We start from the raw sequence: 25,662 nt of genomic DNA on the forward strand, positions 1-25,662 counted from the left end.
TCCATAGTATAATAAAACCTAAGGAGGTTATACTTATGCTCACAATCTTTATTGCCATCGCTTTTTACGTGGTGGTCACCTTTATCTATAAAACCAATCTCACAGATAAACCAAATTACTTCGCAGGTTATCGCACACCGAAATCTCTACAAAGCGATACGCATTGGCAGTTTGCACAAAAATATTCAACTGAATTGATTCAAAAATTATCTATAATACTCTTTTTCGTCGGTATCATTCAATTGATTTTTGAAAAAACGATAGGCTACAAAGATCAAAGTACAATTCTTTCTATCATTCTGATATTCATCACTGTAAGTATCGTATTTATTAAAACTGAAAGTGAGTTAAAAAAACTATAGAATTGTAATATCAGACTTTATTAATACAATGTATTACACAAAGGGGATGAAATATATAGGAACAATATCTTTACATTTATCTGAGGATAAAAATATTATTAAATCTTACGCTGAAAGCAAAAATAAAAATATGTACAGCATTCTATTTGAAAAGGAAGCACAGAAAAGATACTTATAAATAGTAAAATACCACCATAAGTATTATCTTATGGTGGCGTATATTACTATTTTACTTCAAATTGCTCTGAACCTTTTTCCTCTACTATGACATCTGCATTAATGACTTGTACACGTTTACCATCGATATTGATTGTAACTTGTGTCCCACCATTTTCATTATATTTCGTTCGGACGTTCTTACCGTGATATTTCTTAAGCACTTTACCATCTTTACTATAAACCGTAACTATTCGATCTAGACCTTTTGCATCACTTTCAAAGTCTTTACCCCAATCATCAAATACAGTACAGCCAGATAACAACACAGTTGCTGATAACAAAACACTTGGTAAAATGAATTTTTTCATGTGTGTACTCCTTTAATATTTATTTCTTTCCAAGTATACCTTGAATCACACAACATTTTCCATTATGTTTATCACCTTCATGACGAACGACCTCTTTTTCTTCTAGTTCGATAATTGTCACATCATTTAATTCACAATGCTTTCTAACCATTTCTAAATCATATAACATTTCATTATCTTTCGGTCCACCTGTTCCATACTCAAGTTGCGCTTTAGCATATACTTCAAAGTAAATCTTGCCATCTGACTTTACTGACTGGATTAGATTATTAAATAAAGCTTGCTGACTTTCTTCTTTAACATGTCCAAAAATCATAATGGCGTAATCAAACTGTGAAGCATCAACTGCATTTTCTTTCGTTAAATCTTGAAGATTTGTATTTACTTTTACACCAAATTTCTCAGCTAACTTTTCTGTTTTCTTCAATCCTTCAGCTGAATAATCAAACGTTATAACATCATACCCAAGTCGCGCTAAATAAACAGCATTTCGTCCTTCACCTTCAGCAAAACAAGCAATACTTCCAGTGCCTTCTTGCGTAAATTGATCTTTAACAAATTGATTCGCCTTTTCGCCATATAAATATACTTTATCTTTAAACTTCTCATCCCAATGATTCATATGTGCCTCCCTATAAAGCTTGAATATCTTGAACTAAAGCATCAACTTCTTCAGGTTTAGTTGACCAACTTGAACAGAAACGCACCGCAAATAAATTGTCATCTAACTTCTCCCAATCTGCAAATGTATATTTCTCACGTAACACTTCAATTTGCTCTTTCGTTAAGATTGGAAAACGTTGATTTGTTGGTGATGGATATTTCATTTGAATCCCTTTCGCTTCAAAAGCTTCAGTCATTTTATCTGCTAAATCTACTGCATGCTTAGAGATTTCAACATATAGATTATTTTCAAATAATACTTCATATTGAATACCAAGGAGTCTTCCTTTAGCAAGCATTCCACCATTTTGTTTAATAAAATATCTGAAGTCAGGCTTCAATTCATCGTTCGTAAACACAACCGCTTCTCCAAATAATGCACCGACCTTCGTGCCACCAATATAGAACACATCACTTAGTTCAGATAAATCTTTAATCGTTACGTCATTTTCTTTAGCAGCTAAAGCGTAGCCTAAACGTGCACCATCCACCATTAAATACATCTGCTTTTCTTGACAGAAGTGATATAAATCTTGCAATTCTTGTTTTGAATATAAAGTACCAAACTCAGTGGGTTGAGAAATGTAAACCATCTTCGGTTGCGGAATATGCTCAAACGTTACATCATTCCAATAATCTTCGACGTAGCTTGCCACATCTTCTAAACGTAACTTTCCATCAAAGCCTGGAACCGTAATGACTTTATGACCAGTAGATTCAATCGCGCCTGTTTCATGGACCGCGATATGGCCAGAATCTGCTGCAATTACAGCTTGATGCGGTCTTAACATCGATGCAATCACCGTCTTGTTTGTTTGAGTCCCACCTACTAAAAAGTGAACATCAACATCACCCGTACACTCTTGCTTAATTAATTCCGCAGCACGCATACAGTGATCGTCCACACCATAACCCGGATGTTGTTCATCATTGGTTGCAACCAAACGGTCTAATATTAAAGGATGTGCACCTGTAGAATAATCATTATCAAATCGAAACATATTTATCTCTCCTTATTTTTGGCGGTATCTTGGGTTTCAACACCCAGATGCCGCTAATATCCTTTAGTTTTAGCGGAATTTTCGGGTTACATAATCAGATACCGCTATTTCTATAACTAATCATTACTTGTAATCATTGTATAAAGCAACCACTTCGAAAGTCTCGCAAACGAGTTTATCACTCGTATCGAAGGCTACATCTTCATATTCTTTTACAATCTTCGAGAAGAATTCAACATGCGCATCCCACCAATATTGATAAGTGCCATCTCCTTCACCTTCAGAAATCGCAAATGCTTCTGATACTTTATCCATCTGTTCTATTTCAACTTTCTTTGTTTGAATAATTGCGACAGGCATATCTTCTTTATTTAGAATAATATCGTATTGTCCGACTTGTGGCAGTAACTCTCCATCGATTTCATATAATTTATGTAATGAACAAGTCCCTGTTTTCTTACCCTCTGCTACTAGTCTTGCAAGTTCGTCCGGATCTGCTCCAAATTGCCAAGCTGAAGCTTCAATGTTTGCTAACCCATTTTCTTCTTTATATTTATCCCAAAATAATTTGGTTATGTTATTCATTGCTCTACCTCCATCACTTGCCTCTTAATTAATTCAAGTATCTGATTTTGACTGAATGCTTCCGTAATAACGTACTCGTTTTCCGTGCCTAAAAAGTCCTTATCAATAAACCATTGACGCATTTCTACTTCTCCAAAGTCTACATTCTTCTTATATTGATGTCGCCTTAATGTTTCTTCAAATGGTATATCGAAATAATAAGCATAAGTATCATTATGATATTGCTTAATCATTTCAATCAACATATCGCCATGTTTACGGTTCGTCAAAATCCCTTCAACAATAACATATTTGCAGTGCGTCATTCCAAACACTATCATTGTTCTCAGTAATTCAGTAGAAAGATTACCAACTTTATCTTTCTCTCTCAACATCTCACGCCTTAACAAATCTTGAGAAACGAGTATGGTACCCTCACCCAATTTATCCTGAAGTAGCTTTGCAGTCGAGGTTTTTCCACTAGCTGAATTACCTCTTATTAATAATAAGTTTAGCCATATCATCACCTTGTCCTTATATAAAAATAGTACCCGAGATTTCTCTCGAGTACCAATTATTTATTAAGCTTTACGACAAATGCTTTTTGATATGACATGAAGAGTTGTTTAATTTCAACTTTTCCCTTCATTGATGCTACAATTTCTTTTACAATTGATAAACCTAATCCGCTTCCAGTCCCTGTTGGCCTATGTGAGCTTTGTTTAATGAATGGTTTAAAGATTTCTTCTTTTATATCATTTTCAATCAATTGACCATTATCTGCAATATAGATTTGAACGTGTGTGTTATTATTCTTTAACCCTATTGCAATCGTTGCACCTGGTTCATTATGTTGTATCGCATTGATTACTAAATTACTAAACGCACGTTTCAGTTCCATCGGTGATGCAAGAATTTCAACTGAAGATTCCGGTATATCAATTTCATATTGTATATCTTTATTCTCTATTGCTTCTAAATGTTCTATTACAATTTCTCTTAGCATTAATGCAATATCTGTCTTTACTTTACTTTGCACAACACCACCTGATAATTTAGCATAAGAAAGAATATTATTAAGTAAATACTCAATCTCATTTACCTTCGCATTAATAATTTCATACTTTTGATGAATGCTTTCAGCTGGTACTTTATTATCTTTTAACGCTAAAGCATTACCTTTTATTGATGTCATCGGTGTCTTTAAGTCATGTGCAATCGATGCATATATTAAATTGATTTCTTCAACTTGTTTTTTTATTGCTTCTTGAATATCTCGCTTTAATACTTTCACGAAAAAGTACGTTACGATGACAATATACAATATGCTAATTAATATATTGAGTGCGCCAATAATATTAAATTGTAAAGAATAATCTGGATATTTTCTCAGAAAGATTTCAAAAATACCATCTGTTATTACTGTAATATGATACAGTACGACGAGTGAGATTACGAAATTAATAATAATTTTCTTTTGTAATGTCTTCATAGATTCAACCTATATCCTAAACCACGTATTGTTTGAATACGGTCTTTTCCAACTTTATCTCTAAGTCGATTCATGATAACTCGTATTGAATTATCATCTTCCACATAATAATCATCCATTGTTCCAGCAGCTGCTCCTGCTGGATATAAACCTACATAAACAATAGATTGCCCTAAACTTGATTTACTTCCTACATAATATGAATAGGCCTTAGATTGCTTTCTACTTGCTTTTACAAATGCATTATCCTCCCAATCAGGCTTTATTGCAGTTTTAGTCATCTCTAATGGCTCAAATATATTCTCTTTTACATACTCATAAAAAGGTTGTTTCGCAATAGATGCTACAACATATGCAGAGAGTGTAGAAGACCAGTTACTATAAGCAGTTACAGTGCCAGGTTTATAAATTTGCTTTGGTTCTGACGATAATAACAACTGATCTAAAGTAGGTATATCTGCCGCTTCTTCATACTCAATGGGATAACTCAATTCTTGAAATCCTGCTTGATGATTCATTAAATCCTTCATTGTTATTTTATGCTTATATTTAAGCTCTTTTACGAAATCTTGCGGTAAATAAGATTTTATATCTTCATTTAAATTTATCTTACCCGCTTCCCCTAATTGCATGACCGCAACCCATGTCAATACTTTAGAAACAGAACCCCATTCGTAAATACTTTTGTCATCAGCTTTCACTTTGTTTTCTACATCAATATATCTATAGTAATCTCGATACACAACTTTACCTGAGCGATAGACGCCGATCGCAACTGAAGCCATTGTATCTTTTCTTTTCTCGATATACCTATCAATACGTTGCGATAAATCTTCATCATCAACTTTAAATCCTACTGCAAACACATTTGGCACAAAAGCGAGTGAAACGATTATCACTAAGATCAATGAAATGATTCTTTTCATCATAAACCCCTCCTTTTTCTTTAGTATAAAAGGAGGGGTTTAATGGAATATTATTAAACATTAACTGAACATTAAATTATGATTTCCACGTGAAACTATATATCTCTTTTGACGACGTTTGGTAGGTCCATGAAGGGTTGAATATCTTGAACATATTCTAAGATACCTTGATACTCTCCTGCTTCATCAAACACACCCTTATACGTCACATAAATATATTCGTCACCTTTTTTAAACCACATCGTTACTGTTTCTTGTTCTTTATTTTTAAGTAGTCGCATGACTTGCATCATCTTCTTCAAACTTTTGGGAGGATGACAGTTCGCTACGCTTCTACCAATAGAAATCGGCGTTCGAATAAACATCATATCAGCTGATGTTGTAATTTCATTAAAGTATTTAAACAGCCCATTCTTATCCACAAAGGTAAGCTCTAGCGGAATATTGTTAAGAATTAATTCCGCTTCTTTCACTGTTAAGTACCCCCCGCCAATCTTGATGTTTTGTGATCTGTCTTCATCAGACGCAAGATTTACTTCATACTCTTTATCTTGATTTGTCCAAATGGAATCTACATTTACTGCATAACCAAAGGCATCACTTTCATTTGCAATCGTTTCAAAATCTTGTGCCGTAAATATTTCTTGAATCAGTGGTATTAATATATCTTCTTCATGAATCATCATCTGTTTCATTTCTACATATAAAGTATCAAACGATTTCTTGATATGTTTAAATTCTATCTCATCAATACGCTTTAATCGCTTCTTCAATTGATGATAAGTTGCACGTATGTCATCATCCATTGCCCAAACTTTTCTTGGTAATGTATAGACTTGCTTACGCTCTAGAATCGGAAAGATCAATTTTTCTTTACGGTTATAATGCGCGTATAGATTACCTAACACATTCAAATCCGTTTCAAGGATTGAAGCATCTTTATCTTGTTCTAAAGTTATCATCTTGTCTTTAATCTGAGATAGTATATTTCTAAACACTTCATTCTCACGATACAAGATATTAAGTGGATGATCGTCATCTAAAGTAACATATACATTTTGGATTTCTTCATGCATTTGTTTATTATAAAGTGTAATCATTTCATGAATTGTCTCGATATCAAACTGACCTTCCGTATAATGCACTTGAATGATTGCTTGTATGAATTCAACGAGCGAAAGATCTTCGAAATACGATAATTGTTCTGGTGCTAGATTATTTTGAATTGCTGTTAATATATCTTTGATTTTATTTGAATGCTCGAAATTTAGCATACTACACCTCGTTATTTAAGATATATATAATATACACCTTATAGGTCAATCTATGTCTGAATCACACAAATCTTCACAAAATCGTCGGTCATTATCATTTAAAATTCTCTTTCAGTAAACTATAACGATTCATATCTCGGAATTCACCGTACAATACAACATCTTGTTTATCCACTCCAACGAATTCGAATCCTGCTTTTTCTGCGACTTTATTACTACCAATATTATCAACATCTGCACTAATCGATAACTTATTTAATCCTAGTTGATTAAATGTAAAGTCACATAGTGCAATCACAGCTTTGGTCATAATCCCTTGTCCATTTATATCTGCTTTCAACCAATAACCTATTTCTGCTTTTTTAAATCCTTGATTGATTGCATGTAAATCTAATGTCCCTGATATTTCACCATCCACAAAAATTAAAAATAATCGACCCGTTCCCTGTGCTTGTTCACTTAACATTTTCTTAATAAAAGCTGTTTCATGTGCTGGTTCTTTAATATCGTCAATAAAAGTAAGAAATTCTCTTAAGTGCGTTCTATTTCGATCAATCACATGATATAAATCTTCACCTAGCAATATTTCTGCTTGCACTAGTTCAATGCGTTCGTCTACTTTAATTGATAGTCTGTTCATGATTGTCCCTCATTTCAATTCATTTTTTATTTTTATTAGATTAATAAATATCATATTTTTAGTCAACTAAAATAAGGCTATCAGCTGATAGCCTTTTATTTAGAATCCCATTTCTTCAAGCCAGTGTTTAAGTCTTTCCATTCGTTCTTCAACCACACCATTATCATAACTACCTAGTTTCAATTCATCATGTATTTGTCCATCTTTCAAATATATGATTCTTGTTGCTCTGACAGCGACCTGCGTATCATGTGTAACTAAAATAACTGTTGTCCCGTCATTATTAATCTGGTTCATGATATCCATTAATTCTATTGTTGCTTTTGAATTTAATGCTCCTGTCGGCTCGTCCCCTATAAGTAGTTTCGGTTGATTGATAAGTGCTCGACATATCGTTGCACGTTGTAGTTGACCACCAGAAACCTCATTTATATCATGATGTGCAATGTGAGTAATACCTGTCGCTTCCATCAATTGTTCTGCTCTTGCCTCAACATTGCTTAATGTATCACCCACATGTAAAGCAGGCAACATAATATTATCTTTCACATTTAAATCTTTTAATAGATTAGCTTGCTGAAAAATAAAACCCATCGTCTTCAAACGAAAATCACTCAATTCTTCATCTGTCATGTTCGTGATATCTTGCCCAAGTATTTGGACGTTACCTTTTGAAAATTTATCCATCCCACTCAAACAATAAAGTAACGTCGACTTACCTGATCCAGATTGCCCCATGATTGCAACCATTTCACCTTCATCAATTGTAAAGTTGATATCTGATAGTACTTCCGTATCACCAAAGCTTTTATACAAATGTTCAATACTAAGTAATGGATTCATCATAGTAACCTCCTAAATTAGCTTTCTTTCCTTAACGAGTAAAATACGTGTCACGATCAATATGAGCAGTACCATGACGATTGGTAGCATTAAAAACTGTACATAAATGTTTGGAACGAGTTGAATAGATTTAATCCCTAATCCAGCAAATTGTAAAAGCAGACTAATAAGCAAGCTACCAAAGAAATGAACAGCTAGTAATCCACCAATAATTCCCAAACTTACTGTAAATACTGATTGTAAACTCCAAATTTTAAATATTGATTGATATTTAAAACCCAGTGCCTTTAAGATGCTTGTTTCACGACTCTGCTCTGTCATTCTAAGTCGTAAGAATAAACTTGAAATAAGTGTATACATACATAAAGCTATAGTAGTAGTTGCCAATGTAACATTCCCGACCTGTTTAGCAATACTTCCCAATGTTTGATTAATTAAATCTTCCATGGGTGAAATTGTGACACCATTTGGAAACTTTTCTTGTAGAACATCTACTATACTGTTTACTTCATCAACATCTTTAGCAAATATCGAAAAACCAAATTTAGAGGCTGTTGATTTAAACTGATAACTTGTTTTACTAGAGAATCCTCCACCTGTTACATCCTGGTATATACCGACGATTTTTAATATTACTGTGTCATCATTATCCATAATCTTAATTTTATCTCCAACCGACTTCTCAAGTTCTTTCGCATTTAGATATGATATTGCAATCTCTCCATCATTTTCCGGCGCATTCCCACTCAAATATTTCAACCCAATACCTGGGGTTTTAGTCGACTCTACATCCATACTATACACATCTTTATCTTTGTTCTTCGTCTCCACTCTCACAATTTCACTCTGTTGAAATGATTTGATAGCATCGATTTTTGGTAAGGCTTTAAGTACTTGTCGATAATATTTTTGTGCATTCACCCCATCTGAAATTTCAATGATTATATCATCTTTTGGATGCCCCATGTATGTGATAAAGTCTTTATCTTTTAAAGTGTTATAAAGTGAGAATGGCAAAGCAACCATCATTGTTGTTACTAAACTTAATATAAATATAACCATCCATGATTTCTTATATCGATTCAGTCCGTTTCTAGCAAGTGAAAGTAGCACGTTATTACTTGTAAAAATAGATGTTTTCAGTTTATAGTTAGATTTTTTCCCAAATCCTTTTTCAGTTACAAGTGCATCTACAATAGTTAAACGATTGATGCGTTTCAATAGTTTTCTTACAAAGATAACAATCATGAAATAAATGAGAACACTCGTTACAAGGAGTATTCCTAACGTAGAAATACGCGTAGGCTGCGTACCAAAAGTTTCACTAATATGTGTCATAAGTATGGGTAACAATGCACGTGATAAAAGCATACTCAGTATAATCGCAATGCCACATATGACGCGATATTTATTTAAATATTGTTTACGGATTGCCTTATTATTAAATCCAATGGCTTTAAGCGTCCCTATCATCTTTACATCTTCCTCTAAGTTTCCGAGTATGGCAAAGCGCATACTCACGAGTGCCACAATAAACATCAGCAAACTCATCATGCCTGTAATAAATACTAATAATAAATCAGATATACTACTCATCAAGAAAATCATTTGATGTGTGATTACAGGACCACCTTTTGGCATATCACTCGCTGCATAATTCGTTTGGAACTGATTACTTTCTTTCGGATTCTTAAAATATGCTTCGACTATAAATTCAACTTCACCTATTTTCCCTACAAGTGCATCAAATTTATCGTCGCTTAATAGAATACGTGTACTCGATACCATTTCCGAATTCATCATACTATCTAATACAAACGTTTTTACTTTAAAGTGTTCTAACTTATTTTCAACTTTAAGGTAAATCGTGTCTCCAATATTAATTTTGTATTTATTTTTAAGAAGTATGGGTATCCCAATTTCATTTGCTTTTAATCGCACAACGTTATGATGCTTATCTAATAATAAATCTTTTTTGGGATTCTGTTTCGTTAGTGACAAATCAATTTGCGTATCACGCATGGATTGCACCGGCTTACCAAATAGAATGTCTGTTCCATCAATTGCTATTGTTTTAACATTTTGATGATACGTAATATTTTGTTGTAAAGACATCCAGCGATTTACTTTTGATTCACTTAACTCTCCCTTATGCATTTGTAAGAAGTGTGGTGGCTGAGCTTTATCATGAAAATGATGAATTGATTGAAAAGTTTCTGACATCAGCATGATAGAAAGACCTGCTGCCATAGAAGATACAAATATAAGTGCTCCGAGTGATAGATTAACAATTTTATTTTTAGTCAAAGATTTAATTAATAAATTTTTCATAGCGATCACCCTTATCGTTTGATTACTACATTTTGCTTAAAAAGCGATTCGGTTCAATATTTAATAATTTTTCGAGTAAAAGAATTAATTCTTTCATGATATCAGCTGAATCAATTGTTGCATCCTTAACATACAGCTCATCTGTAAGTGTAAAAGTTGCAGCCAAGAATATTTGGATATTAATCAAAGGTTTTTCGCATTGCCAAACATTCTCATTATTCCCCTCTTCAATCACTTGTGCAATGATTGGAGAGATACGTTCAATCATCTTATACATTAACTTTTGATGATACAAAATATTTGAGGGTTGATGTAACGCATCTAAATTCTTTTCTTGTTGCATGTTCATTGCTTGCATTACATGCAGTAACTTATCATCTAAATCTATAAATTTTTCTTTTTGAACCTCCAACATCCGTTCGATAAGTTGATTTACATTTAGCTCAATCACTGCATCTAGCACCTCAACTTTTGATTTAAAGTAATGATAGAAAGTCCCTTTTGCAATACCAACCGAATCAATAATACTATTCACTGTGCTTGAGTCATAACCTTTCGTTAAAAATAACGTTTCGGCTGCTTCTATAATCTCTAATTTTCGAACATCATGCTCTTTTACAATTCTCATGAATACCACCCCCTTGACCGACCGTCAGTCTATTCACTTATAATATAACACACCGTGTGTAAATTTATACTGATAATTATGGCAAAGTTACAACAAAAAAAGCACCAACGAAAGTTGACGCGATTTATATCTTTAATTTTTTAATTTACTATTAATTTCATGAATCATTTTCTTATTATTTTGATATGTGGCAAACCACATTGCAATGTAAATTACAATGAAAATTATTACGAAGCTTGCAATACTGCCCAGCTCTAGTGGGAACCAACCCGCAAGAATTGCAAGTGGTAAGAATAAAAGTAACATGAGCAAGAAATGTACTACAGTTTGTTTTGTAATACTCCAATCAGTATCTGTAAAAATCAAGTTGCCATAAGTGAATAGTACACCAATCAATGCCCAAATACCCACACATATCAACATGATAATCGGTTCATCAAATTTATCGTAATAAATTTTACCCATAAATGAATCTGGATACAGTGGTACATACTTACCATCTGCAAAAATCAGTGAAGTAATGATAGAGATCATAAGGCCAATGAACGCACCATTTTGAATTGCATAAATTAATTTTTTCATAATGACAATCGCTCCCTTATCGTTTTTAAATAACGTCTTGAGGCATAAGTGGTATTACCATTTTTCATTACGAGTTCCACCATCCCGTTTGCCTCTAATTTCAAGTGATGAATGTAATCTAAATTGATGATTTCTGACTTAGATATTCTTGCAAAAGTTGAACCAACAATCTCTTCAATTTGGTATAAACGCTGGTCTAGTTTGAGTGCATTGTTGTTCATTGTTATCGCATGAACCTGTTTATCTTCAACAATGAACTGGACAACCTCTTCTAAATCAATTGGATAAACGTTGTCGTTCAACCTACCGTTTAACCTTGGACTATTGAAACGTTTCTCTGTATCTTGTAGGAAATCTGAAAGTACAGGTGTCATTTGTTTTGCTGAAATCGTGATTTTTTCTTCCGCTTCTGCATCGATGCTAATCTCTATTTTCATTTCCTCACTCCCTCTCTACACTCTTATTAAAACATGATTAACAGCCTTTTCATATAGGATTGAGCTAAGTGGTCGTTTTATATAACTAAGTGGTTGAAATATCAAGACGAAATAAAAAATCACCCCATTGTGGAGTGACTTGGATTTTGTTTTTGAGTGTAGTTAAGGAGTTTTGGACTCGTCTTGGATGCGCGCATTGCCGGTGAATTATTCGTCGTTATGTCTACCCACCCAATAGGTATCATAAGTACCTTCATATTTTTTCTTCATTTCTTCAATAAACTTCGTATCATGACTGACAATATCAATTACATCCGATCTCACATAAATTATTTTATCTGAAGAATAGAATATAATAAATGACTCTCTTTCATTCCCACAAATGACTTTCGTTATATATTTTATCAATGCTTTGAGCTCAATACCTTTTACAATTACATTGATGTAATCAACCTCTTCAGCACCTTTATGAAATACTTCTTTCCAATTTGTAATTTTGAAATAACGACCTAAATTAGTTTTTTCGTTGTGAATATAATGACCTTCTATTACTTTCAATAGAAATTCCATATTAAAATTGTCATTAGAATATATATCCGTAATAATTTGTTTTATTAAACTACCCTTCATCTTTTCATGACCAAAGCGAATTCTATGTTTATCTCTCAATTGAAAATATGGAGTCGGTTTATCGATACCAAAATAAATTTCTTTATCTTCTATTTTCATTTTATTCTCCTAATAATAAAAGTCATAGCATTCGTACTTAAATTTACTTCCTTGTCTGCACGATTAATTCTGTAATTTAAAGATTTAATTTCTTCTTTAACAAATTCATAATGCCTAAATACATTATGTACTAACTTCTGCATATCTTTTGTCGGCATGTTCACTTCAAACTGTGGTACTAGTAATTCCCCTGAATCCGTACCTTTTTCTTGAACTTCTGAATTAATGATAAGGCACGCAACACCTTTTATTACGAGATGATTTCTTATTTCAGTTAAAACTAATTCAAAAGCCTTTTCATTATTGACATGTTCAAGTGTTGAAACGCCAATTATTAAATCATAATCTTTATCTATACTGTAGTCTTCAATAGAAGATACTATTCCATTAATTTTATCTTGAACGCTATACACGTGAGCATTGTCGTCGAGTATTTCTATAGCTGATGGTAGTAAGTCAACACAATCAATAACTGTTCCTTTTAAAGATTGCTGCGCAATAGCTATAGCATTTCTACCCACTCCACTACCTAAATCCAATATTTTCAATTGATTAGAGGCTTCTAGTAATTCAAATGCTTCCATTACATTTGCAACAGGCTTACTTATCCAACTACCCGGTTCATATAGCTTAGTCGATTTATAAAAAGTATCATGATACTCAATTTCTGCAGAACGAATTTTTTAAACCTTATTCATCCATCAACAACCCTTTCTTCAAACAGGTCTCAATAATTTCTTCTTCAAGTTCCTAAATTGCTGGAGCATCGTCTAGCATCTTAATCACTTTATTAACATCTAGAACTAATCAAATTGCATTGCAACAATTGTTGCTTGCCATGGGTGTTCTACACTGTTCTCATATCATCCATCTAGCGTGTCACTTTTCATTTGATTTGTTTTTAATTTTTCTATTTCACTAGCAAAGTGATATACTTTTTGGATTGCATTCATGTCATTACTACCTATTTTCTAAAATTTAGAATTGTATGTATTATTACATTTTAATTTCACTATTGTTTGTATTCACTTTCAATGTTATCCTAAGGTACAAAAATATAAATGGAGGTATAAACTAGATGGATAACTGGTTTATTTTTTTAAACGTCTTAATTCTTAGTATTCTCATAGGAATACTTGTTTTCATGAACAGAAAGCACACCTCATTCTCAAAACGTGTTTTCACAGGTATGCTATTTGGTATTCTTTTAGGTGCAGCAATTCAATTAATCTACGGTACAAAATCAAAAGTTACTTTGGGTACACTCGATTGGTACAGTATTATTGGTAGTGGCTATGTTCAATTACTGATGCTGATTGTTGTTCCTCTTGTTATGGTATCAATAATTCGCTCAATTATTAACCTAAACACTACAGATCAATTAGGAAAAATGGCAGGTTGGGTGATTGGTATCTTAATCACAACGACTTTAATCGCTGCAACAGTTGGTATTGCTTCTGCTTTATTATTTGATTTAAACGCAGAAGAAATTAGTATTGGTCAAGATGAAAAAATGCGTGGTACAGAAATCGAAGAAAAATTCGATACAATGGAACAAAAAACGATGCCACAACGTATTGTAAACTTTATTCCTAGTAACGTATTCATGGATATGACAGGTGCACGTCCAACTTCTACAATTGCTGTTGTTATCTTCTCATTCTTAGTAGGTATCGCAGTGCTAGGTGTTAGAAGAAAGCAACCAGAACAAGCTGCAATGTTTACAAGTATGGTTGATGCAGTGTTTGCTGTTGTCATGCGACTTGTAACGATTATTTTACGTTTAACGCCATATGGTGTATTAGCATTAATGGCAAATATGATTGCAAGTACCAACTTCGCTGGTATTGTTGAACTTGGTAAATTTGTAGTCGCTTCATATGTAGCACTTATCTCAATGTTTATCATTCATTTAATCATTATCGCAGTGACAGGACTCAGTCCAATGCAATACTTGAAGAAAGTATTCCCGACACTTGCATTTGCGTTTACATCACGTTCAAGTGCTGGTGCTATTCCATTAAATATTTCTACACAAAAAAATGCATTAGGTGTTGATGATGCAACTGCCAATATGTCGGCATCATTCGGTGCGACTATGGGTCAAAACGGTTGTGCAGGTATTTATCCAGCGATGCTCGCAGTGATGATTGCACCATCAGCTGGAATTAATCCTTTATCTCCTGAATTTATTATTCAATTAGCCATTATTACTGCTATCAGTTCGTTTGGTGTAGCGGGTGTCGGTGGCGGTGCAACATTTGCAGCTATCATAGTATTATCATCTATGGGGTTACCTATCGCTTTAGCAGGTGTATTAATTACTGTAGAACCATTAATCGATATGGGACGTACTGCATTAAATGTTAACGGAAGTATGTTAGCAGGTACATTAACATCTAGAATTAATGGTACATTCAATAGAGATATTTTCAATAACAGTCACGCCGTAGTAGAAAATACTGACGTATAACGTGAACAGCAATCCATTTGTTTATCTGGATTGCTGTTTTTTCTTTTATATTATATTTGATTTTGTTACGATGATAATAACTAAAATTTTACAGAAAGTTGGTTCATTATGGCTTGGTGGGGAACATATCTTCTCATTTCTTTAGGTCTACTATTTATGGGTGTCGTACTAGCGGTTGTAGATAAAATAAAAAGAAAGAATAAAATAAAGACACTTTGGGACAATCAAACTATATTAAATCGCCCTAAAGGCAATCATATTAAGTACCATCAATATTTCGATTATGTAAAATCACAGCATCACAGTTACATTGATGACATCACTTGGAACGATCTTGACTTAGACCGCATCTTCATAAATTTAAACTATAACTTCACCACGGTTGGCGAAGAATATATGTACGCTTCACTTAGAAATATTCCTGAACACACAATCCACGAATCATTGATCGAAACGTTAAAAAATAATCGTTCATTCAGAGAAAAAGTCTCATTTATATTAGCCGACTTAGGTCGTAGCACTAACAACAATGCCAGTAGATTTGCATTTAACAATCAATCTCATGAACAATATAATGTTTGGATGATTCTTGTCAGCCTCTTACCTATGCTGAGTTTGTTTGCATTTTATTTTGGATTAAGTGTCGGTATTTTTACATTGATGTTTGCAAGTGGTATCGTTATGTCGCTTTCCCTGAATTTTAAATCAAAAAGTGAGTTACTCTATGATGATTTATTTTATGCAGTAAAAGTTATTGATACATCAGCTCAACTACTACAACTGAATGAAAGTCATCACTATATCAAACCGCCTAGAATGCGTTCAATCAAATTCTTAAGTTATTTAATGCTCAGTGATGATAATAATGAAGCCAATATAGCGTTGCAAATAATCAATGCAATAAAAATGCTTTTTAATACGGATTATCATATCTATCACTATGCACTTCGTATTCTTAGAAAAAACCAAGCTTCATATGCTCAGTACTATCAAGTTGTTGGGCAATATGACTTAAGTTATAGTGTCGCGATGTACCGTCGAACACTACCTTATTATACTTCACCGGAAATCGGACCATTACATACTGAAGAGATTTATCATCCACTACTTAAACGTCCTGTAGCAAATGACTATACGCATCATAGAGGCATATTATTGACTGGATCTAATGCATCAGGTAAATCAACATTTATGAAGACAATTGCGCTGAACATCGTACTTGCTCAAGCGATTAATACGACAACTAGCGAAGCATTTCGCTATCAACCAGGTAGTGTATTAACATCTATGAATTTAGAGGATAGTTTAGCTAAAGGTGACAGTTACTTCATAGCAGAAATTAAATCAATTAAGCGTATTATTCAAGCAATAGAACAATACCCAGTGACTTACATCTTTATTGACGAGATTCTAAGAGGAACAAATACGAAAGAAAGAATATCATCTGCGACTGCTATTCTTAATCATATTAATAACAATAAGAACACAACATTATTTGCCGCAACACACGACATTGAATTAACCGAAATATTGAAAGATAGCTTTGACTTCTATTATTTTAGAGAACACCTTACAGAAGATAATGATATTGAATTTGATTATACGATTAGAAAAGGCATTACGACAACATCAAATGCCATTGAGTTAATGAGAATACATAAATATCCCGAGCATATTTATGACGAAGCAAAAGATACACTTCAACATTTGAAACAATTGAATACATAAAGACTACCCCCATGAAATTATTCGTGGGGGTTAAAATATTTTATATTTTTTTGATACTCCGACAATACTATTTTTCTAGCATAACTATCCTTGTACCAGTTTTCTTTAGAAACGTTTCTAGAATCTGTAACCGGACATATCATCAACTTACAGTTTTCTATAAAATATTTTTGATATGTTTTTTTAACTCTTCCTGCATGATAATTTTTACAGACAATAATAGCAGATTGAATCATTTTTAATTCTCCACATAATTTTTTGCAGTTTTCTGCATTTTCTTGCGTATTTGTTGCAAAAACATCAACCACTATATCATTTTCAGGTACACCTTGTTTGACCAAATAACGTTTTAAGTAGCTGGCTTCTGTATCATTTTCTGATAACTTTTTATTTTTCCCACCACTAATAACTATCAATTTAGAAAAGCCTATTTTATAAAGATTGGAGGCTGTTTCTGCTAAGCACAACTCGGTACTCCCCGGTATCAATATAACATCAGCTTTATCCAATTCATCTTTTATAAAAATATCATTTGCTATCTTTTCATAATTCATAAAATCCACCTCCATGCACAAATACGCATTAAAATTTGCACAAATCAGAAATTTCATTATAATAAAGAAAAGGAGGTTATTATGATATATCGCATGAGAGAATACGACATTCAACCTCATAGATTTTCTGATTTTAATTATTTATTTTATCATTTTCTACTTCCTAACCAAAAGAAACATGGCGCCATTTTGATCGGTCGATTTATTAATGAAGACAAAACAAAAATTATTGCAATTTGGGAGTACAAAAATATTGAGCATTATTATGAAATCGAACAAAAAATAATACAAACTGAATTACATGAAAAAGCACAAGCATTCAAAAGTTCTATCCCTCCACTCTATATTAGAACACAACAAACATTTTGGGATAACACAAATAAATTTATATAAAGGAGCAAACATGTTTACTGAAGAAAGACACAAACGGATTATTCATTTGCTAGAAGAAAAAAGAAGCCTGACAACAAAAGAATTGGCTAAAATACTCAATGTTTCAATTGATTCGATCCGAAGAGATTTTATTACATTAGAAAATAAAGGGTTATTACAAAGAACACATGGTGGCGCTATATTAAAGCAACAATCGTTAATCTATCCTAAATCCGCTAATGAACGATACACAAATATTGACAATGAAAACTATGCAATTGCCAAAAAAGCTATCACATTCATAAATGAAAATGAGACTATTTTTGTTGGCGGATCTTCTGTGCATTATGCTATGACTGAATATCTACCTAACGATATTCAATATACAGTCGTTACAAACTCATCCACTGTTGCAGAAAAGATTAAATCTATGGAGAATATTCAACTCATTCTTATAGGCGGTACTATGAAGAAATCTGGAAATATGACCGATGCATTGGCTCTCAATATGGTTAATCTATTCCACTTCGATGTTTGTTTTATTACATGTGGTGGTTTCAACGGGAAAGCAATTACAACAACATCCACCGATGTAGCACTTTTCATCAATAGTGTGATTAATAATAGTCAAAAGAAAGTTGGACTCATTCACCATTCAAAAACGAACCGTACATTATTTAGTAAAATTGCAGACATTAAAACAATCGACACTATTATTACTGATTCAAAAACAAAAGAACAACATCTTTCAGAAATAACATCAAATTTAGAATTAATTATTGCAAAGTGAGGAAATGAATATGAAACCTATTATACCTAAAACACCAGAAGTACCTGATTTAACAAATGAAGAAATAGAGTTTTTGACTTGCGTCACTTTTGGAGAAGAAGTAAAACCGGAAAAATGTGATGTCCTATTCTTATTTTCTGGAACACATCCTGGACATTGGAAAAAAACGATAGAAGCATTTCATAAAGGTTATATCAATAATATTATTGTGACCGGCGGAAAGAGTCTTACTGGTGTCCCCCATCCAGAATGGAACCACAAAGATGCAACCGAATCAGAAATCATAACCCAACACCTAATTGATGCAGGTATACCTAGCAACTGCATTATTTCAGAGAATAAATCCACTAATAGTTTAGATAATGTAATCTATGCAAAAGAGGTATTTAACTTTAAAACAGTAAATAAAATTATGGTTGTATGCAAAAGTCACGCAACTGGCAGACAGATACGTACACTAGCAAAACATATTCCTCCTCACATGCAATATATACCATATACATTCGATACTTTTTACAACAATATTAGAGTTGGACGAGATAATTGGATGAAATCAGACGAAGGAAAATCTAGGGTCTGGGGTGAATATTTAAGAATTCTTCATTACGGTGAAAAAGGAGATATATTAAAATTGGAGGTAGAAAATGAATCAATCCGATGTGATTAATATCCGATATTATAATGGTAATGATTCTTCTAAGGTTGTTAAACTATTTGATGATTTAGGTTATCCATCAGACTCAAATTCTATTAAAAACCGGTTAGAAAATATATTGAGCCACAATGATTATTATGCTCTAGTGCTTGAATCTGATGATAAAATTGTTGGATTTTGCGGATTTTGCAAGATGTATATGTTTGAATCAGATGAGTCATATATTAGAATCCTTGCTTTTGTAATTGATTCTGATTATCGTGGTAATAAATTAGGCTCTAAATTACTTCAAGCTACTGAAGATATTGCCATACAACTTGAAGCACCAATTGTGACTTTTAATAGTGGTAATAGACAAGAAAGAGAGATTGCTCATCAGTTTTACAAAAATAATGGATATATAATTAAGTCTTCAGGATTTATAAAAAAATTACTCCAATAACTTTCCTGTAGTAGAAATTGTAGATATATATTTTAACAGCCCACACGATGCTTATCGTGTGGGCTGTTCACATTTTAGTCATTTGTGACAATCCTATGATAGATACAGTTATCCTATTTACATTAGTACAGAACGGGCGTATCTTAGTATGTGAACGAAATCACGATAAATAAACGAAAAGAAGATGATCCTCATGTTTGGCATATCAATCACAGGTTTAATCTTACGCTTCATCATCGGTGGTATCGCTGTTACAGCCGCTTCCATCATCGCTGGTAAAGTCGGAGGTAAACTTGGTGGCATTATCGCAACAATGCCTGCTGTATTTCTCGCAGCAATTCTCTCCCTCTCTGTAGATCACAAAGGCAGTGATTTAGTAACAGCTTCTATGAACTTAAGCAGTGGTGCAGTAATGGGTATTACAAGCTGTATTTTCACTGTAGCACTTACTTCATTTTACGTTACGAAACACGGATTCAAAAAAGGCGCCGCATTTTCAGTCGGTTGCTGGTTCGTAATCTCTTGTGCATTATTCGCATTAAAAAACATTTAAAAAGGACGTCCTATTTATGAAACCCAAGATATTATTATTAAAATTTTTGATCGGTGGTACAACCGTTGCATTTAGTTATGTCGTATCTTGCATTATCCCATGGAAAGATTTCGGTGGTATATTCGCTACTTTCCCGGCGGTATTCTTATTATCGATGGTAATCGCAGGATTTGAATACGGTGATGAACTTGCGAGTCATGTTTGTCGTGGTGCAATATTTGGTATGAGTGGTTGCTTATGTTCAATCCTCGCTACTTGGGGTATGTTAAGCACAACAGGAAACTGGCCATTAAGTATCGTTGTAGGATTTGCAACTTGGTTTATCAGTGCTTGTAGTATTTCTACATTAGTTGCTAAAGTCGCAGAAATGGGTACACACAAAACAACAACTAAACAAGTTACAGTGCATAAATAACAAAAAGGAGAACGTTCACATCATGAACGTTCTCCTTTTATAATATTACTATTTAGCGTAAGTTACTCTAGCTGGATTAATTTTAATTGTTGTTAAGAATCCTGCTTTATCAAAGTAAGCTGAATATGAGCTTGTTTTAGTTTTGTATGTCGCGATTGATTTACCACTTTTCGCTGTGTTATCACTGATTAAAGTGTTAGCAGCATGTGCTTTTAAGAAGTCTGCTTTTTTAATTACACCATTCTTCACTGGGAACATCAATGATGTAATAACACCTTTAGTTTTGTAAACTGCTGTATCGTTTACCATTGATTTTATCGCTTTAGATTGAATCATTGGTTTCTTAGAAACAGTTTGTTTATTTAAGGTAAAGTTGCCGTAATTTAATGCAGTAACGAATGATTTATCTAATTCAAAATCAGCATTTCGTGACGTGAATCCATTATAGTAATAATATGGCTCAGTTACTTTTGTGGCAGGTTTTACTGGTGTTGCTTTTGTTGTTGTTGTCGTTGTACCTGCTTTTATTTCACCACTGTTAACTTTGTCCGTTTTTGTTACAGTAGTTACTACTGTTGTAGTCGTTTTCGTTGTTGTAACAGTGTCTGCTTGAGCAACATTTAATCCTGTTAATAATACTGACGTTGTAATACCAGCTGCAATCATTTTTGAAGTCATTTTTTATTCTCCTGTAATTTACTTTTTTTGTATAACTTCATAATACTAACATTTCTAATGATTGTCCAACAATTTCCTAAAAAATGGGACTAAAGTATGAGAACATATTACAATCGTTCACCTTGCGTATTAAAACGAGTGATATTTTCTTTTAATACAGTGAGATATACTAACTCGCCTTTTTCAAGATTCCTTGTAGTATAAAATTTTATGCTTGCTCGGTTACTATCTTCAACTGTAACTAAAGTGTCTTTGCCAAACTGTTCAATACGTTTGACATAAGCTGGGTAACCTTGATTTGATAGTATGATATGTTCTGGTCGAATTCCAATGATTTGGCCATCCAATAGACGAATACCACAGTCAAATTGATTTATTTCTTCTTGGTTAATCTTTAATAAATTCATAGGAGGGTTTCCGATAAATGATGCCACAAATATATTATTTGGCTGTTGATAAATGACGTTTGGTGAGTCATATTGCATAACACTACCTTCATTCAACATAATGACTTTGTCACTAATACTGAGCGCTTCTTCTTGGTCATGAGTAACGAATACTGTCGTAATGTTAAGGCGTTGTTGTAATTCACGAATTTCTTCACGCATCGTTGCTCTAAGTTGCGCATCCAAATTAGATAATGGTTCGTCTAATAATAATATGTCCGGTTCTCGGACAATGGCACGTGCGATAGCCACCCTTTGTTGTTGTCCGCCTGATAGTTGATTCGGCAAACGTTCTAATAAATGATCAATTTTAACGAGTCTGGCAGCACGCTCTACCTTCTCTTTGATTTCTTTTTTTGAAATTTTCATCATCTTTAGAGGGAATGCAATATTATTATATAAAGTCATGTGAGGATATAGCGCATAGTCTTGAAAGACCATCCCGATATTACGAGAAGCTGGTGAAGTGATTGTCATATCTTTACCATCAATAATAATCTGACCAGATATGGGTTGATACAACCCTGCAAGCATCATAAGTGTTGTACTCTTACCACATCCAGATGGTCCAAGTATACTGATAAACTCTCCAGAATTAATTGTAAGATTTAAATTATTCACCGCTACTGTCTCATTAAATTTCATCTTTACATTTTTAAATTCAATCATGTTAGATTCCTCACCTTACTTTGGCATATACTTAATCTTTTAATTTATACTATTATAACATGCACCTAAACTTAACAATGATTGTTATGTATACTTGATAGACCTTATAAATCATGACACGTATAATATGGATAAGGAGGAATATCATGAAAAGTATCATCGCAAATAATATATATACATTACGTATGAAACACCAATATTCCCAAGATTATCTTGCTGAAATTATTAACGTTTCAAGACAAACAATTGCTAAATGGGAAGCTGGTCAAACGTTACCAGATATTAATCATTGTAATCTTTTAGCCCAACATTTCAATGTTAGTTTAGATGACTTAGTCAATTATGACCAAGACGAAAATGTATTGCCTATCCCACCGAAAGGGAAACACTATTTTGGTCTAACACCTATTTCTGAAGATGGTTTTATTAAAATTCCAAATGAAGCTATACAATTATTTCAATTAGACATTGGTGATCAATTCGCTATCCTAGTTGATGAGAACAGTGAAACAAGAGGCATCGCTCTTGTGCCCGAGAAAGAATTTATTAAATTATTAGACCTTATTCAAAAAGAGAGAAAGTGATCCTTATGAAATTCAATAAAAAGATGGGTTGTGTTTTCTTTTTAATATTAAGTATGGGGTGTATTGCATTTATATCTATCGGTTATTTCCAAAGAAATAAAAGCTATATTCAAGCGCCATTAACACAATTACAACATGCAAACTTTAAAGAAGAACAATTCATGCTACCTGATGGAGATACTATCAACTACGGTACGAATAACAACAAACAGAAGCCTGCATTACTACTCATTCATGGCCAAGGTATGCAATGGCAAGATTATGCGAAAGTGCTTCCTGAACTCGGAAAACACTATCAAATTTATGGGATTGATTGTTATGGTCATGGTAAATCTAGTTGGAATAAATCCAAATATACAGGCAAAGCACATGCTGATGACTTACATTATTTTATTCAACATGTTATTAAACGAGAAGTCACTGTCGCTGGGCATTCTTCGGGTGGTCTCATAGTCGCATATCTTGCGAGCAAATACCCTGATGATGTTTCAGGTTTAGTACTCGAAGATCCTCCATTTTTTTCAACAGAGAAAGGTCGCATACGCAATACCTTTTCATATCAATACGGTTTTAAACTTTATCACGACTTCAAGCAACAACCGAATCGCCAGGATGAAGATTTTTTTGCTTATTCGTTAAAGCACAACTATTTTAAATCATGGTTTCCAAAAATACTATGGAACAAAATGAGCAAAGATGCCATTCAGCAACATAAAAGAAATCCAAATAAACCGGTTCATTTAACTTATTTACCACCAGAGATTAATCGACTATTTGAAGCAGAAACATATCCTTTTGATTATGCGTTTGGCGAAGGTTTTTATGATAACAGTTGGTTTATTGATTATGACCATGCTGATATATTAAAAGGCATTAAAGCAAATACGATATTCTTAAAAGCACAAGATGTGACTGAGAACGGTATCCTCATTGGTGCACTTACACAAAAGGATGCAAAACGTGTCGTTACGCTCATTCATAATAGTAAGCTAGTTCAAGTTGACACGCGAGATCATGATATTCATTATACAAAGCCGGATGAATTTATTCGTGCAATTCAATCATTAAAAAAATAACGAATCATCTCTATTTAGAAGATAATTCGTTATTTTTTTCAAAGTATTGGTCCACAATTGGTTTTACATTCTCACCGAACATACGGATTGCTTTTATCGTGTCTTCATGTGGCATTGATCCAACAGGCATTTGAATCATAAATCGTTTTGAACCTAATGCTTCAACTGTATCAATAATCTTCTGTGCCACTGTTTCAGGGCTGCCTACATACAATGCGCCATGCTCAACTTCACTCATAAACATTTCTTCACTGTATTCCGGCCATCCTCTTTCTTTCGCTAATACATCGTGGCTTGATTTCGTTGATGGATAGAATTTTTGGTAAGCTGCCATATCAGTGTCAGCGACAAACCCCCAAGAATTCGTCGTTATAAACATTTTTGATAAGTCATGTCCATTATCTTTTGCGACCATTTCATATAGATTGACATTTTGACGAAACCTTTTTGGATTACCTCCAATAATAGCATACGTAATCGGTAATCCTAATTCAGCAGCACGTATTGAAGACTTTGGTGTTCCTCCTGAAGCAATGTTGATTGGTAATTCTTTTTGAACAGCTCTAGGATAAACCGCTAAATTATCAAGAGGTGCTCTCGTTGTTCCTTGCCAAGATACTTTTTCTGATTGATTAATTTTCATTAATAAGTCTAATTTCTCTTCATAGAGTATTTCATAGTCATTTAAATCATAGCCAAACAATGGGAATGACTCAATGAAAGAACCACGTCCTGCCATAATTTCAGCACGCCCATTACTCAATGCGTCTAGGGTGGCAAAGCGCTCATAAACGCGCACTGGATCATCTGAAGACAGTACTGTAACAGCAGTTGATAGTTTAATATTTTTAGTTAATACTGCTGCTGCAGATAATATACTTACTGGGTCACTTACTGCATAGTCTTTTCTATGATGCTCTCCTAATCCGTAAATATCTAAACCAACCTCATCCGCCACTTGAATTTCTTCTACAATATTGCGAATCCGTTCGTGCGCAGATATTTTTTCATAACTTCCATTTTCATTGTATCGTGTTCTATTGTCTCCAAAAGATGTGATACCTAATTCTATTTTCATGATACACCTCTTCTATAATATACTTTTTATATTCAATATAAATTATATACTACGTTGATAGAAATGCAAATTATTTTGTTTTCATTAAAATACTTAAAAACGTTACTTTGTATATACAAAAAGTGTCACACTCTTTTTAAGAGCGTGACA

31 protein-coding genes are annotated in these 25,662 nt (G+C 33.3%); 11 read left to right on the forward strand and 20 right to left on the reverse strand.

The window, feature by feature from the left end:
* Positions 1 to 35 precede the first annotated feature (35 nt).
* Positions 36 to 362 (forward strand): SdpI family protein, encoded by a 327-nt coding sequence (locus ACMGE9_RS04705; protein ID WP_414044097.1) that lies wholly within the window; start codon positions 36 to 38, stop codon positions 360 to 362.
* 224 nt (positions 363 to 586) lie between these two features.
* Here ACMGE9_RS04705 and ACMGE9_RS04710 read toward each other — a convergent pair whose 3' ends face one another.
* From ACMGE9_RS04710 to ACMGE9_RS04785, 16 genes are all read right to left on the reverse strand, one after another.
* Positions 587 to 889: a DUF5052 family protein gene (locus ACMGE9_RS04710; RefSeq protein WP_414044098.1), complete on the reverse strand. Its 303-nt coding sequence runs from the start codon at positions 887 to 889 to the stop codon at positions 587 to 589.
* A gap of 19 nt (positions 890 to 908) precedes the next feature.
* Positions 909 to 1,511: a class I SAM-dependent methyltransferase gene (locus ACMGE9_RS04715; RefSeq protein ID WP_414044099.1), complete on the reverse strand. Its 603-nt coding sequence runs from the start codon at positions 1,509 to 1,511 to the stop codon at positions 909 to 911.
* A 10-nt stretch (positions 1,512 to 1,521) separates the two neighbouring features.
* Positions 1,522 to 2,553 carry a threonine aldolase family protein gene (locus ACMGE9_RS04720; protein ID WP_414044100.1) on the reverse strand — a complete coding sequence of 344 codons (1,032 nt, stop codon included), beginning with the start codon at positions 2,551 to 2,553 and terminating at the stop codon, positions 1,522 to 1,524.
* A gap of 123 nt (positions 2,554 to 2,676) precedes the next feature.
* Positions 2,677 to 3,138: an ASCH domain-containing protein gene (locus ACMGE9_RS04725; RefSeq protein WP_414044101.1), complete on the reverse strand. Its 462-nt coding sequence runs from the start codon at positions 3,136 to 3,138 to the stop codon at positions 2,677 to 2,679.
* On the reverse strand, positions 3,135 to 3,641 hold the full coding sequence (locus tag ACMGE9_RS04730; RefSeq protein ID WP_414044102.1) for an AAA family ATPase: 507 nt from the start codon (positions 3,639 to 3,641) through the stop codon (positions 3,135 to 3,137). The genes ACMGE9_RS04725 and ACMGE9_RS04730 overlap by 4 nt, the downstream gene beginning before the upstream one ends.
* Before the next feature lie 50 nt (positions 3,642 to 3,691).
* Positions 3,692 to 4,609: a sensor histidine kinase gene (locus ACMGE9_RS04735; RefSeq protein WP_414044103.1), complete on the reverse strand. Its 918-nt coding sequence runs from the start codon at positions 4,607 to 4,609 to the stop codon at positions 3,692 to 3,694.
* Positions 4,606 to 5,538 (reverse strand): serine hydrolase, encoded by a 933-nt coding sequence (locus tag ACMGE9_RS04740; RefSeq protein ID WP_414044104.1) that lies wholly within the window; start codon positions 5,536 to 5,538, stop codon positions 4,606 to 4,608. Before ACMGE9_RS04740 ends, ACMGE9_RS04735 begins: the two co-directional genes overlap by 4 nt.
* A 92-nt stretch (positions 5,539 to 5,630) precedes the next feature.
* Positions 5,631 to 6,809: a PAS domain-containing protein gene (locus ACMGE9_RS04745; RefSeq protein ID WP_414044105.1), complete on the reverse strand. Its 1,179-nt coding sequence runs from the start codon at positions 6,807 to 6,809 to the stop codon at positions 5,631 to 5,633.
* Positions 6,810 to 6,903: 94 nt separating this feature from the next.
* A complete protein-coding gene (locus ACMGE9_RS04750; protein WP_414044106.1) occupies positions 6,904 to 7,449 on the reverse strand; it encodes a GNAT family N-acetyltransferase in 546 nt (181 codons plus the stop codon).
* 99 nt (positions 7,450 to 7,548) lie between these two features.
* Positions 7,549 to 8,295, reverse strand: a complete 747-nt coding sequence (locus ACMGE9_RS04755; RefSeq protein ID WP_414044107.1) for an ABC transporter ATP-binding protein — start codon at positions 8,293 to 8,295, stop codon at positions 7,549 to 7,551.
* 9 nt (positions 8,296 to 8,304) lie between these two features.
* Complete coding sequence (locus tag ACMGE9_RS04760) at positions 8,305 to 10,623, reverse strand: ABC transporter permease (RefSeq protein WP_414044108.1); 2,319 nt, start codon at positions 10,621 to 10,623, stop codon at positions 8,305 to 8,307.
* 25 nt (positions 10,624 to 10,648) lie between these two features.
* Positions 10,649 to 11,251 carry a TetR/AcrR family transcriptional regulator gene (locus ACMGE9_RS04765; protein ID WP_414044109.1) on the reverse strand — a complete coding sequence of 201 codons (603 nt, stop codon included), beginning with the start codon at positions 11,249 to 11,251 and terminating at the stop codon, positions 10,649 to 10,651.
* Between the two features lie 132 nt (positions 11,252 to 11,383).
* Positions 11,384 to 11,833, reverse strand: coding sequence for a DUF3021 domain-containing protein (locus tag ACMGE9_RS04770; protein WP_414044110.1), 450 nt, complete (start codon positions 11,831 to 11,833; stop codon positions 11,384 to 11,386).
* Positions 11,830 to 12,270, reverse strand: a complete 441-nt coding sequence (locus tag ACMGE9_RS04775) for a LytTR family DNA-binding domain-containing protein (RefSeq protein ID WP_414044111.1) — start codon at positions 12,268 to 12,270, stop codon at positions 11,830 to 11,832. Before ACMGE9_RS04775 ends, ACMGE9_RS04770 begins: the two co-directional genes overlap by 4 nt.
* Before the next feature lie 207 nt (positions 12,271 to 12,477).
* Positions 12,478 to 12,999: a hypothetical protein gene (locus ACMGE9_RS04780; RefSeq protein ID WP_414044112.1), complete on the reverse strand. Its 522-nt coding sequence runs from the start codon at positions 12,997 to 12,999 to the stop codon at positions 12,478 to 12,480.
* Positions 12,996 to 13,547, reverse strand: a complete 552-nt coding sequence (locus tag ACMGE9_RS04785; protein ID WP_414044113.1) for an SAM-dependent methyltransferase — start codon at positions 13,545 to 13,547, stop codon at positions 12,996 to 12,998. Before ACMGE9_RS04785 ends, ACMGE9_RS04780 begins: the two co-directional genes overlap by 4 nt.
* A 530-nt stretch (positions 13,548 to 14,077) precedes the next feature.
* Here ACMGE9_RS04785 and ACMGE9_RS04790 point away from each other — a divergent pair.
* Entirely contained in the window at positions 14,078 to 15,472 is a 1,395-nt protein-coding gene (locus tag ACMGE9_RS04790) for an L-cystine transporter (RefSeq protein ID WP_414044114.1), read from the forward strand.
* A gap of 108 nt (positions 15,473 to 15,580) precedes the next feature.
* Entirely contained in the window at positions 15,581 to 17,200 is a 1,620-nt protein-coding gene (locus ACMGE9_RS04795) for a MutS-related protein (protein WP_414044115.1), read from the forward strand.
* A gap of 17 nt (positions 17,201 to 17,217) precedes the next feature.
* Here ACMGE9_RS04795 and ACMGE9_RS04800 read toward each other — a convergent pair whose 3' ends face one another.
* Positions 17,218 to 17,754 carry a YdcF family protein gene (locus ACMGE9_RS04800; protein WP_414044116.1) on the reverse strand — a complete coding sequence of 179 codons (537 nt, stop codon included), beginning with the start codon at positions 17,752 to 17,754 and terminating at the stop codon, positions 17,218 to 17,220.
* 81 nt (positions 17,755 to 17,835) lie between these two features.
* Here ACMGE9_RS04800 and ACMGE9_RS04805 point away from each other — a divergent pair, with 81 nt between their 5' ends.
* The 6 genes from ACMGE9_RS04805 to ACMGE9_RS04830 all read left to right on the forward strand — a co-directional run bounded on the left by ACMGE9_RS04805 (position 17,836) and on the right by ACMGE9_RS04830 (position 20,981).
* Positions 17,836 to 18,147, forward strand: coding sequence for an NIPSNAP family protein (locus ACMGE9_RS04805; protein WP_414044117.1), 312 nt, complete (start codon positions 17,836 to 17,838; stop codon positions 18,145 to 18,147).
* A 10-nt stretch (positions 18,148 to 18,157) separates the two neighbouring features.
* A complete protein-coding gene (locus ACMGE9_RS04810) occupies positions 18,158 to 18,916 on the forward strand; it encodes a DeoR/GlpR family DNA-binding transcription regulator (protein ID WP_414044118.1) in 759 nt (252 codons plus the stop codon).
* 10 nt (positions 18,917 to 18,926) lie between these two features.
* Positions 18,927 to 19,583: a YdcF family protein gene (locus ACMGE9_RS04815; RefSeq protein WP_414044119.1), complete on the forward strand. Its 657-nt coding sequence runs from the start codon at positions 18,927 to 18,929 to the stop codon at positions 19,581 to 19,583.
* Complete coding sequence (locus ACMGE9_RS04820) at positions 19,561 to 20,013, forward strand: GNAT family N-acetyltransferase (protein ID WP_414044120.1); 453 nt, start codon at positions 19,561 to 19,563, stop codon at positions 20,011 to 20,013. Before ACMGE9_RS04815 ends, ACMGE9_RS04820 begins: the two co-directional genes overlap by 23 nt.
* A 193-nt stretch (positions 20,014 to 20,206) precedes the next feature.
* Positions 20,207 to 20,566, forward strand: coding sequence for a DUF3147 family protein (locus tag ACMGE9_RS04825; protein WP_414044121.1), 360 nt, complete (start codon positions 20,207 to 20,209; stop codon positions 20,564 to 20,566).
* A gap of 16 nt (positions 20,567 to 20,582) precedes the next feature.
* Positions 20,583 to 20,981: a DUF3147 family protein gene (locus ACMGE9_RS04830; protein ID WP_414044122.1), complete on the forward strand. Its 399-nt coding sequence runs from the start codon at positions 20,583 to 20,585 to the stop codon at positions 20,979 to 20,981.
* Positions 20,982 to 21,029: 48 nt separating this feature from the next.
* On the opposite strand, the gene isaB is transcribed toward ACMGE9_RS04830, so the two are convergent.
* Positions 21,030 to 21,659 carry an immunodominant staphylococcal antigen IsaB family protein gene (gene isaB, locus ACMGE9_RS04835; protein WP_414044123.1) on the reverse strand — a complete coding sequence of 210 codons (630 nt, stop codon included), beginning with the start codon at positions 21,657 to 21,659 and terminating at the stop codon, positions 21,030 to 21,032.
* Positions 21,660 to 21,766: 107 nt separating this feature from the next.
* A complete protein-coding gene (locus ACMGE9_RS04840) occupies positions 21,767 to 22,774 on the reverse strand; it encodes an ABC transporter ATP-binding protein (RefSeq protein WP_414044124.1) in 1,008 nt (335 codons plus the stop codon).
* 146 nt (positions 22,775 to 22,920) lie between these two features.
* Between ACMGE9_RS04840 and ACMGE9_RS04845 the strand changes: the two genes are divergently transcribed.
* Together ACMGE9_RS04845 and ACMGE9_RS04850 are read left to right on the forward strand one after the other, a co-directional pair.
* Complete coding sequence (locus ACMGE9_RS04845) at positions 22,921 to 23,358, forward strand: helix-turn-helix transcriptional regulator (protein ID WP_414044125.1); 438 nt, start codon at positions 22,921 to 22,923, stop codon at positions 23,356 to 23,358.
* Between the two features lie 5 nt (positions 23,359 to 23,363).
* On the forward strand, positions 23,364 to 24,434 hold the full coding sequence (locus ACMGE9_RS04850; RefSeq protein ID WP_414044126.1) for an alpha/beta fold hydrolase: 1,071 nt from the start codon (positions 23,364 to 23,366) through the stop codon (positions 24,432 to 24,434).
* Between the two features lie 10 nt (positions 24,435 to 24,444).
* Here the strand turns inward: ACMGE9_RS04850 and ACMGE9_RS04855 are convergent, their stop codons facing one another.
* The gene (locus ACMGE9_RS04855) at positions 24,445 to 25,512 is read right to left on the reverse strand and encodes an LLM class flavin-dependent oxidoreductase (protein ID WP_414044127.1); all 1,068 of its coding nucleotides are present in this window, start codon (positions 25,510 to 25,512) and stop codon (positions 24,445 to 24,447) included.
* Between the last annotated feature and the right edge of the window lie 150 nt (positions 25,513 to 25,662).

The organism is Macrococcus animalis (assembly GCF_047425875.1).
Lineage (GTDB): Bacteria > Bacillota > Bacilli > Staphylococcales > Staphylococcaceae > Macrococcoides > Macrococcoides animalis.

Excerpts from the sequence above, each read along its gene's own strand:
- ACMGE9_RS04830 (WP_414044122.1), top strand. The coding sequence starts at position 20,583 with ATGAAACCCAAGATATTATTATTAAAATTTTTGATCGGTGGTACAACC.
- ACMGE9_RS04820 (WP_414044120.1), top strand. The coding sequence starts at position 19,561 with ATGAATCAATCCGATGTGATTAATATCCGATATTATAATGGTAATGAT.
- isaB (WP_414044123.1), bottom strand. The coding sequence starts at position 21,659 with ATGACTTCAAAAATGATTGCAGCTGGTATTACAACGTCAGTATTATTA.
- ACMGE9_RS04755 (WP_414044107.1), bottom strand. The coding sequence starts at position 8,295 with ATGATGAATCCATTACTTAGTATTGAACATTTGTATAAAAGCTTTGGT.
- ACMGE9_RS04725 (WP_414044101.1), bottom strand. The coding sequence starts at position 3,138 with ATGAATAACATAACCAAATTATTTTGGGATAAATATAAAGAAGAAAAT.
- ACMGE9_RS04790 (WP_414044114.1), top strand. The coding sequence starts at position 14,078 with ATGGATAACTGGTTTATTTTTTTAAACGTCTTAATTCTTAGTATTCTC.
- ACMGE9_RS04825 (WP_414044121.1), top strand. The coding sequence starts at position 20,207 with ATGTTTGGCATATCAATCACAGGTTTAATCTTACGCTTCATCATCGGT.
- ACMGE9_RS04760 (WP_414044108.1), bottom strand. The coding sequence starts at position 10,623 with ATGAAAAATTTATTAATTAAATCTTTGACTAAAAATAAAATTGTTAAT.
- ACMGE9_RS04730 (WP_414044102.1), bottom strand. The coding sequence starts at position 3,641 with ATGATATGGCTAAACTTATTATTAATAAGAGGTAATTCAGCTAGTGGA.
- ACMGE9_RS04850 (WP_414044126.1), top strand. The coding sequence starts at position 23,364 with ATGAAATTCAATAAAAAGATGGGTTGTGTTTTCTTTTTAATATTAAGT.
- ACMGE9_RS04745 (WP_414044105.1), bottom strand. The coding sequence starts at position 6,809 with ATGCTAAATTTCGAGCATTCAAATAAAATCAAAGATATATTAACAGCA.
- ACMGE9_RS04720 (WP_414044100.1), bottom strand. The coding sequence starts at position 2,553 with ATGTTTCGATTTGATAATGATTATTCTACAGGTGCACATCCTTTAATA.
- ACMGE9_RS04710 (WP_414044098.1), bottom strand. The coding sequence starts at position 889 with ATGAAAAAATTCATTTTACCAAGTGTTTTGTTATCAGCAACTGTGTTG.
- ACMGE9_RS04775 (WP_414044111.1), bottom strand. The coding sequence starts at position 12,270 with ATGAAAATAGAGATTAGCATCGATGCAGAAGCGGAAGAAAAAATCACG.
- ACMGE9_RS04765 (WP_414044109.1), bottom strand. The coding sequence starts at position 11,251 with ATGAGAATTGTAAAAGAGCATGATGTTCGAAAATTAGAGATTATAGAA.
- ACMGE9_RS04845 (WP_414044125.1), top strand. The coding sequence starts at position 22,921 with ATGAAAAGTATCATCGCAAATAATATATATACATTACGTATGAAACAC.
- ACMGE9_RS04855 (WP_414044127.1), bottom strand. The coding sequence starts at position 25,512 with ATGAAAATAGAATTAGGTATCACATCTTTTGGAGACAATAGAACACGA.
- ACMGE9_RS04805 (WP_414044117.1), top strand. The coding sequence starts at position 17,836 with ATGATATATCGCATGAGAGAATACGACATTCAACCTCATAGATTTTCT.
- ACMGE9_RS04770 (WP_414044110.1), bottom strand. The coding sequence starts at position 11,833 with ATGAAAAAATTAATTTATGCAATTCAAAATGGTGCGTTCATTGGCCTT.
- ACMGE9_RS04735 (WP_414044103.1), bottom strand. The coding sequence starts at position 4,609 with ATGAAGACATTACAAAAGAAAATTATTATTAATTTCGTAATCTCACTC.
- ACMGE9_RS04715 (WP_414044099.1), bottom strand. The coding sequence starts at position 1,511 with ATGAATCATTGGGATGAGAAGTTTAAAGATAAAGTATATTTATATGGC.
- ACMGE9_RS04740 (WP_414044104.1), bottom strand. The coding sequence starts at position 5,538 with ATGATGAAAAGAATCATTTCATTGATCTTAGTGATAATCGTTTCACTC.
- ACMGE9_RS04705 (WP_414044097.1), top strand. The coding sequence starts at position 36 with ATGCTCACAATCTTTATTGCCATCGCTTTTTACGTGGTGGTCACCTTT.
- ACMGE9_RS04840 (WP_414044124.1), bottom strand. The coding sequence starts at position 22,774 with ATGATTGAATTTAAAAATGTAAAGATGAAATTTAATGAGACAGTAGCG.
- ACMGE9_RS04810 (WP_414044118.1), top strand. The coding sequence starts at position 18,158 with ATGTTTACTGAAGAAAGACACAAACGGATTATTCATTTGCTAGAAGAA.
- ACMGE9_RS04815 (WP_414044119.1), top strand. The coding sequence starts at position 18,927 with ATGAAACCTATTATACCTAAAACACCAGAAGTACCTGATTTAACAAAT.
- ACMGE9_RS04800 (WP_414044116.1), bottom strand. The coding sequence starts at position 17,754 with ATGAATTATGAAAAGATAGCAAATGATATTTTTATAAAAGATGAATTG.
- ACMGE9_RS04780 (WP_414044112.1), bottom strand. The coding sequence starts at position 12,999 with ATGAAAATAGAAGATAAAGAAATTTATTTTGGTATCGATAAACCGACT.
- ACMGE9_RS04750 (WP_414044106.1), bottom strand. The coding sequence starts at position 7,449 with ATGAACAGACTATCAATTAAAGTAGACGAACGCATTGAACTAGTGCAA.
- ACMGE9_RS04795 (WP_414044115.1), top strand. The coding sequence starts at position 15,581 with ATGGCTTGGTGGGGAACATATCTTCTCATTTCTTTAGGTCTACTATTT.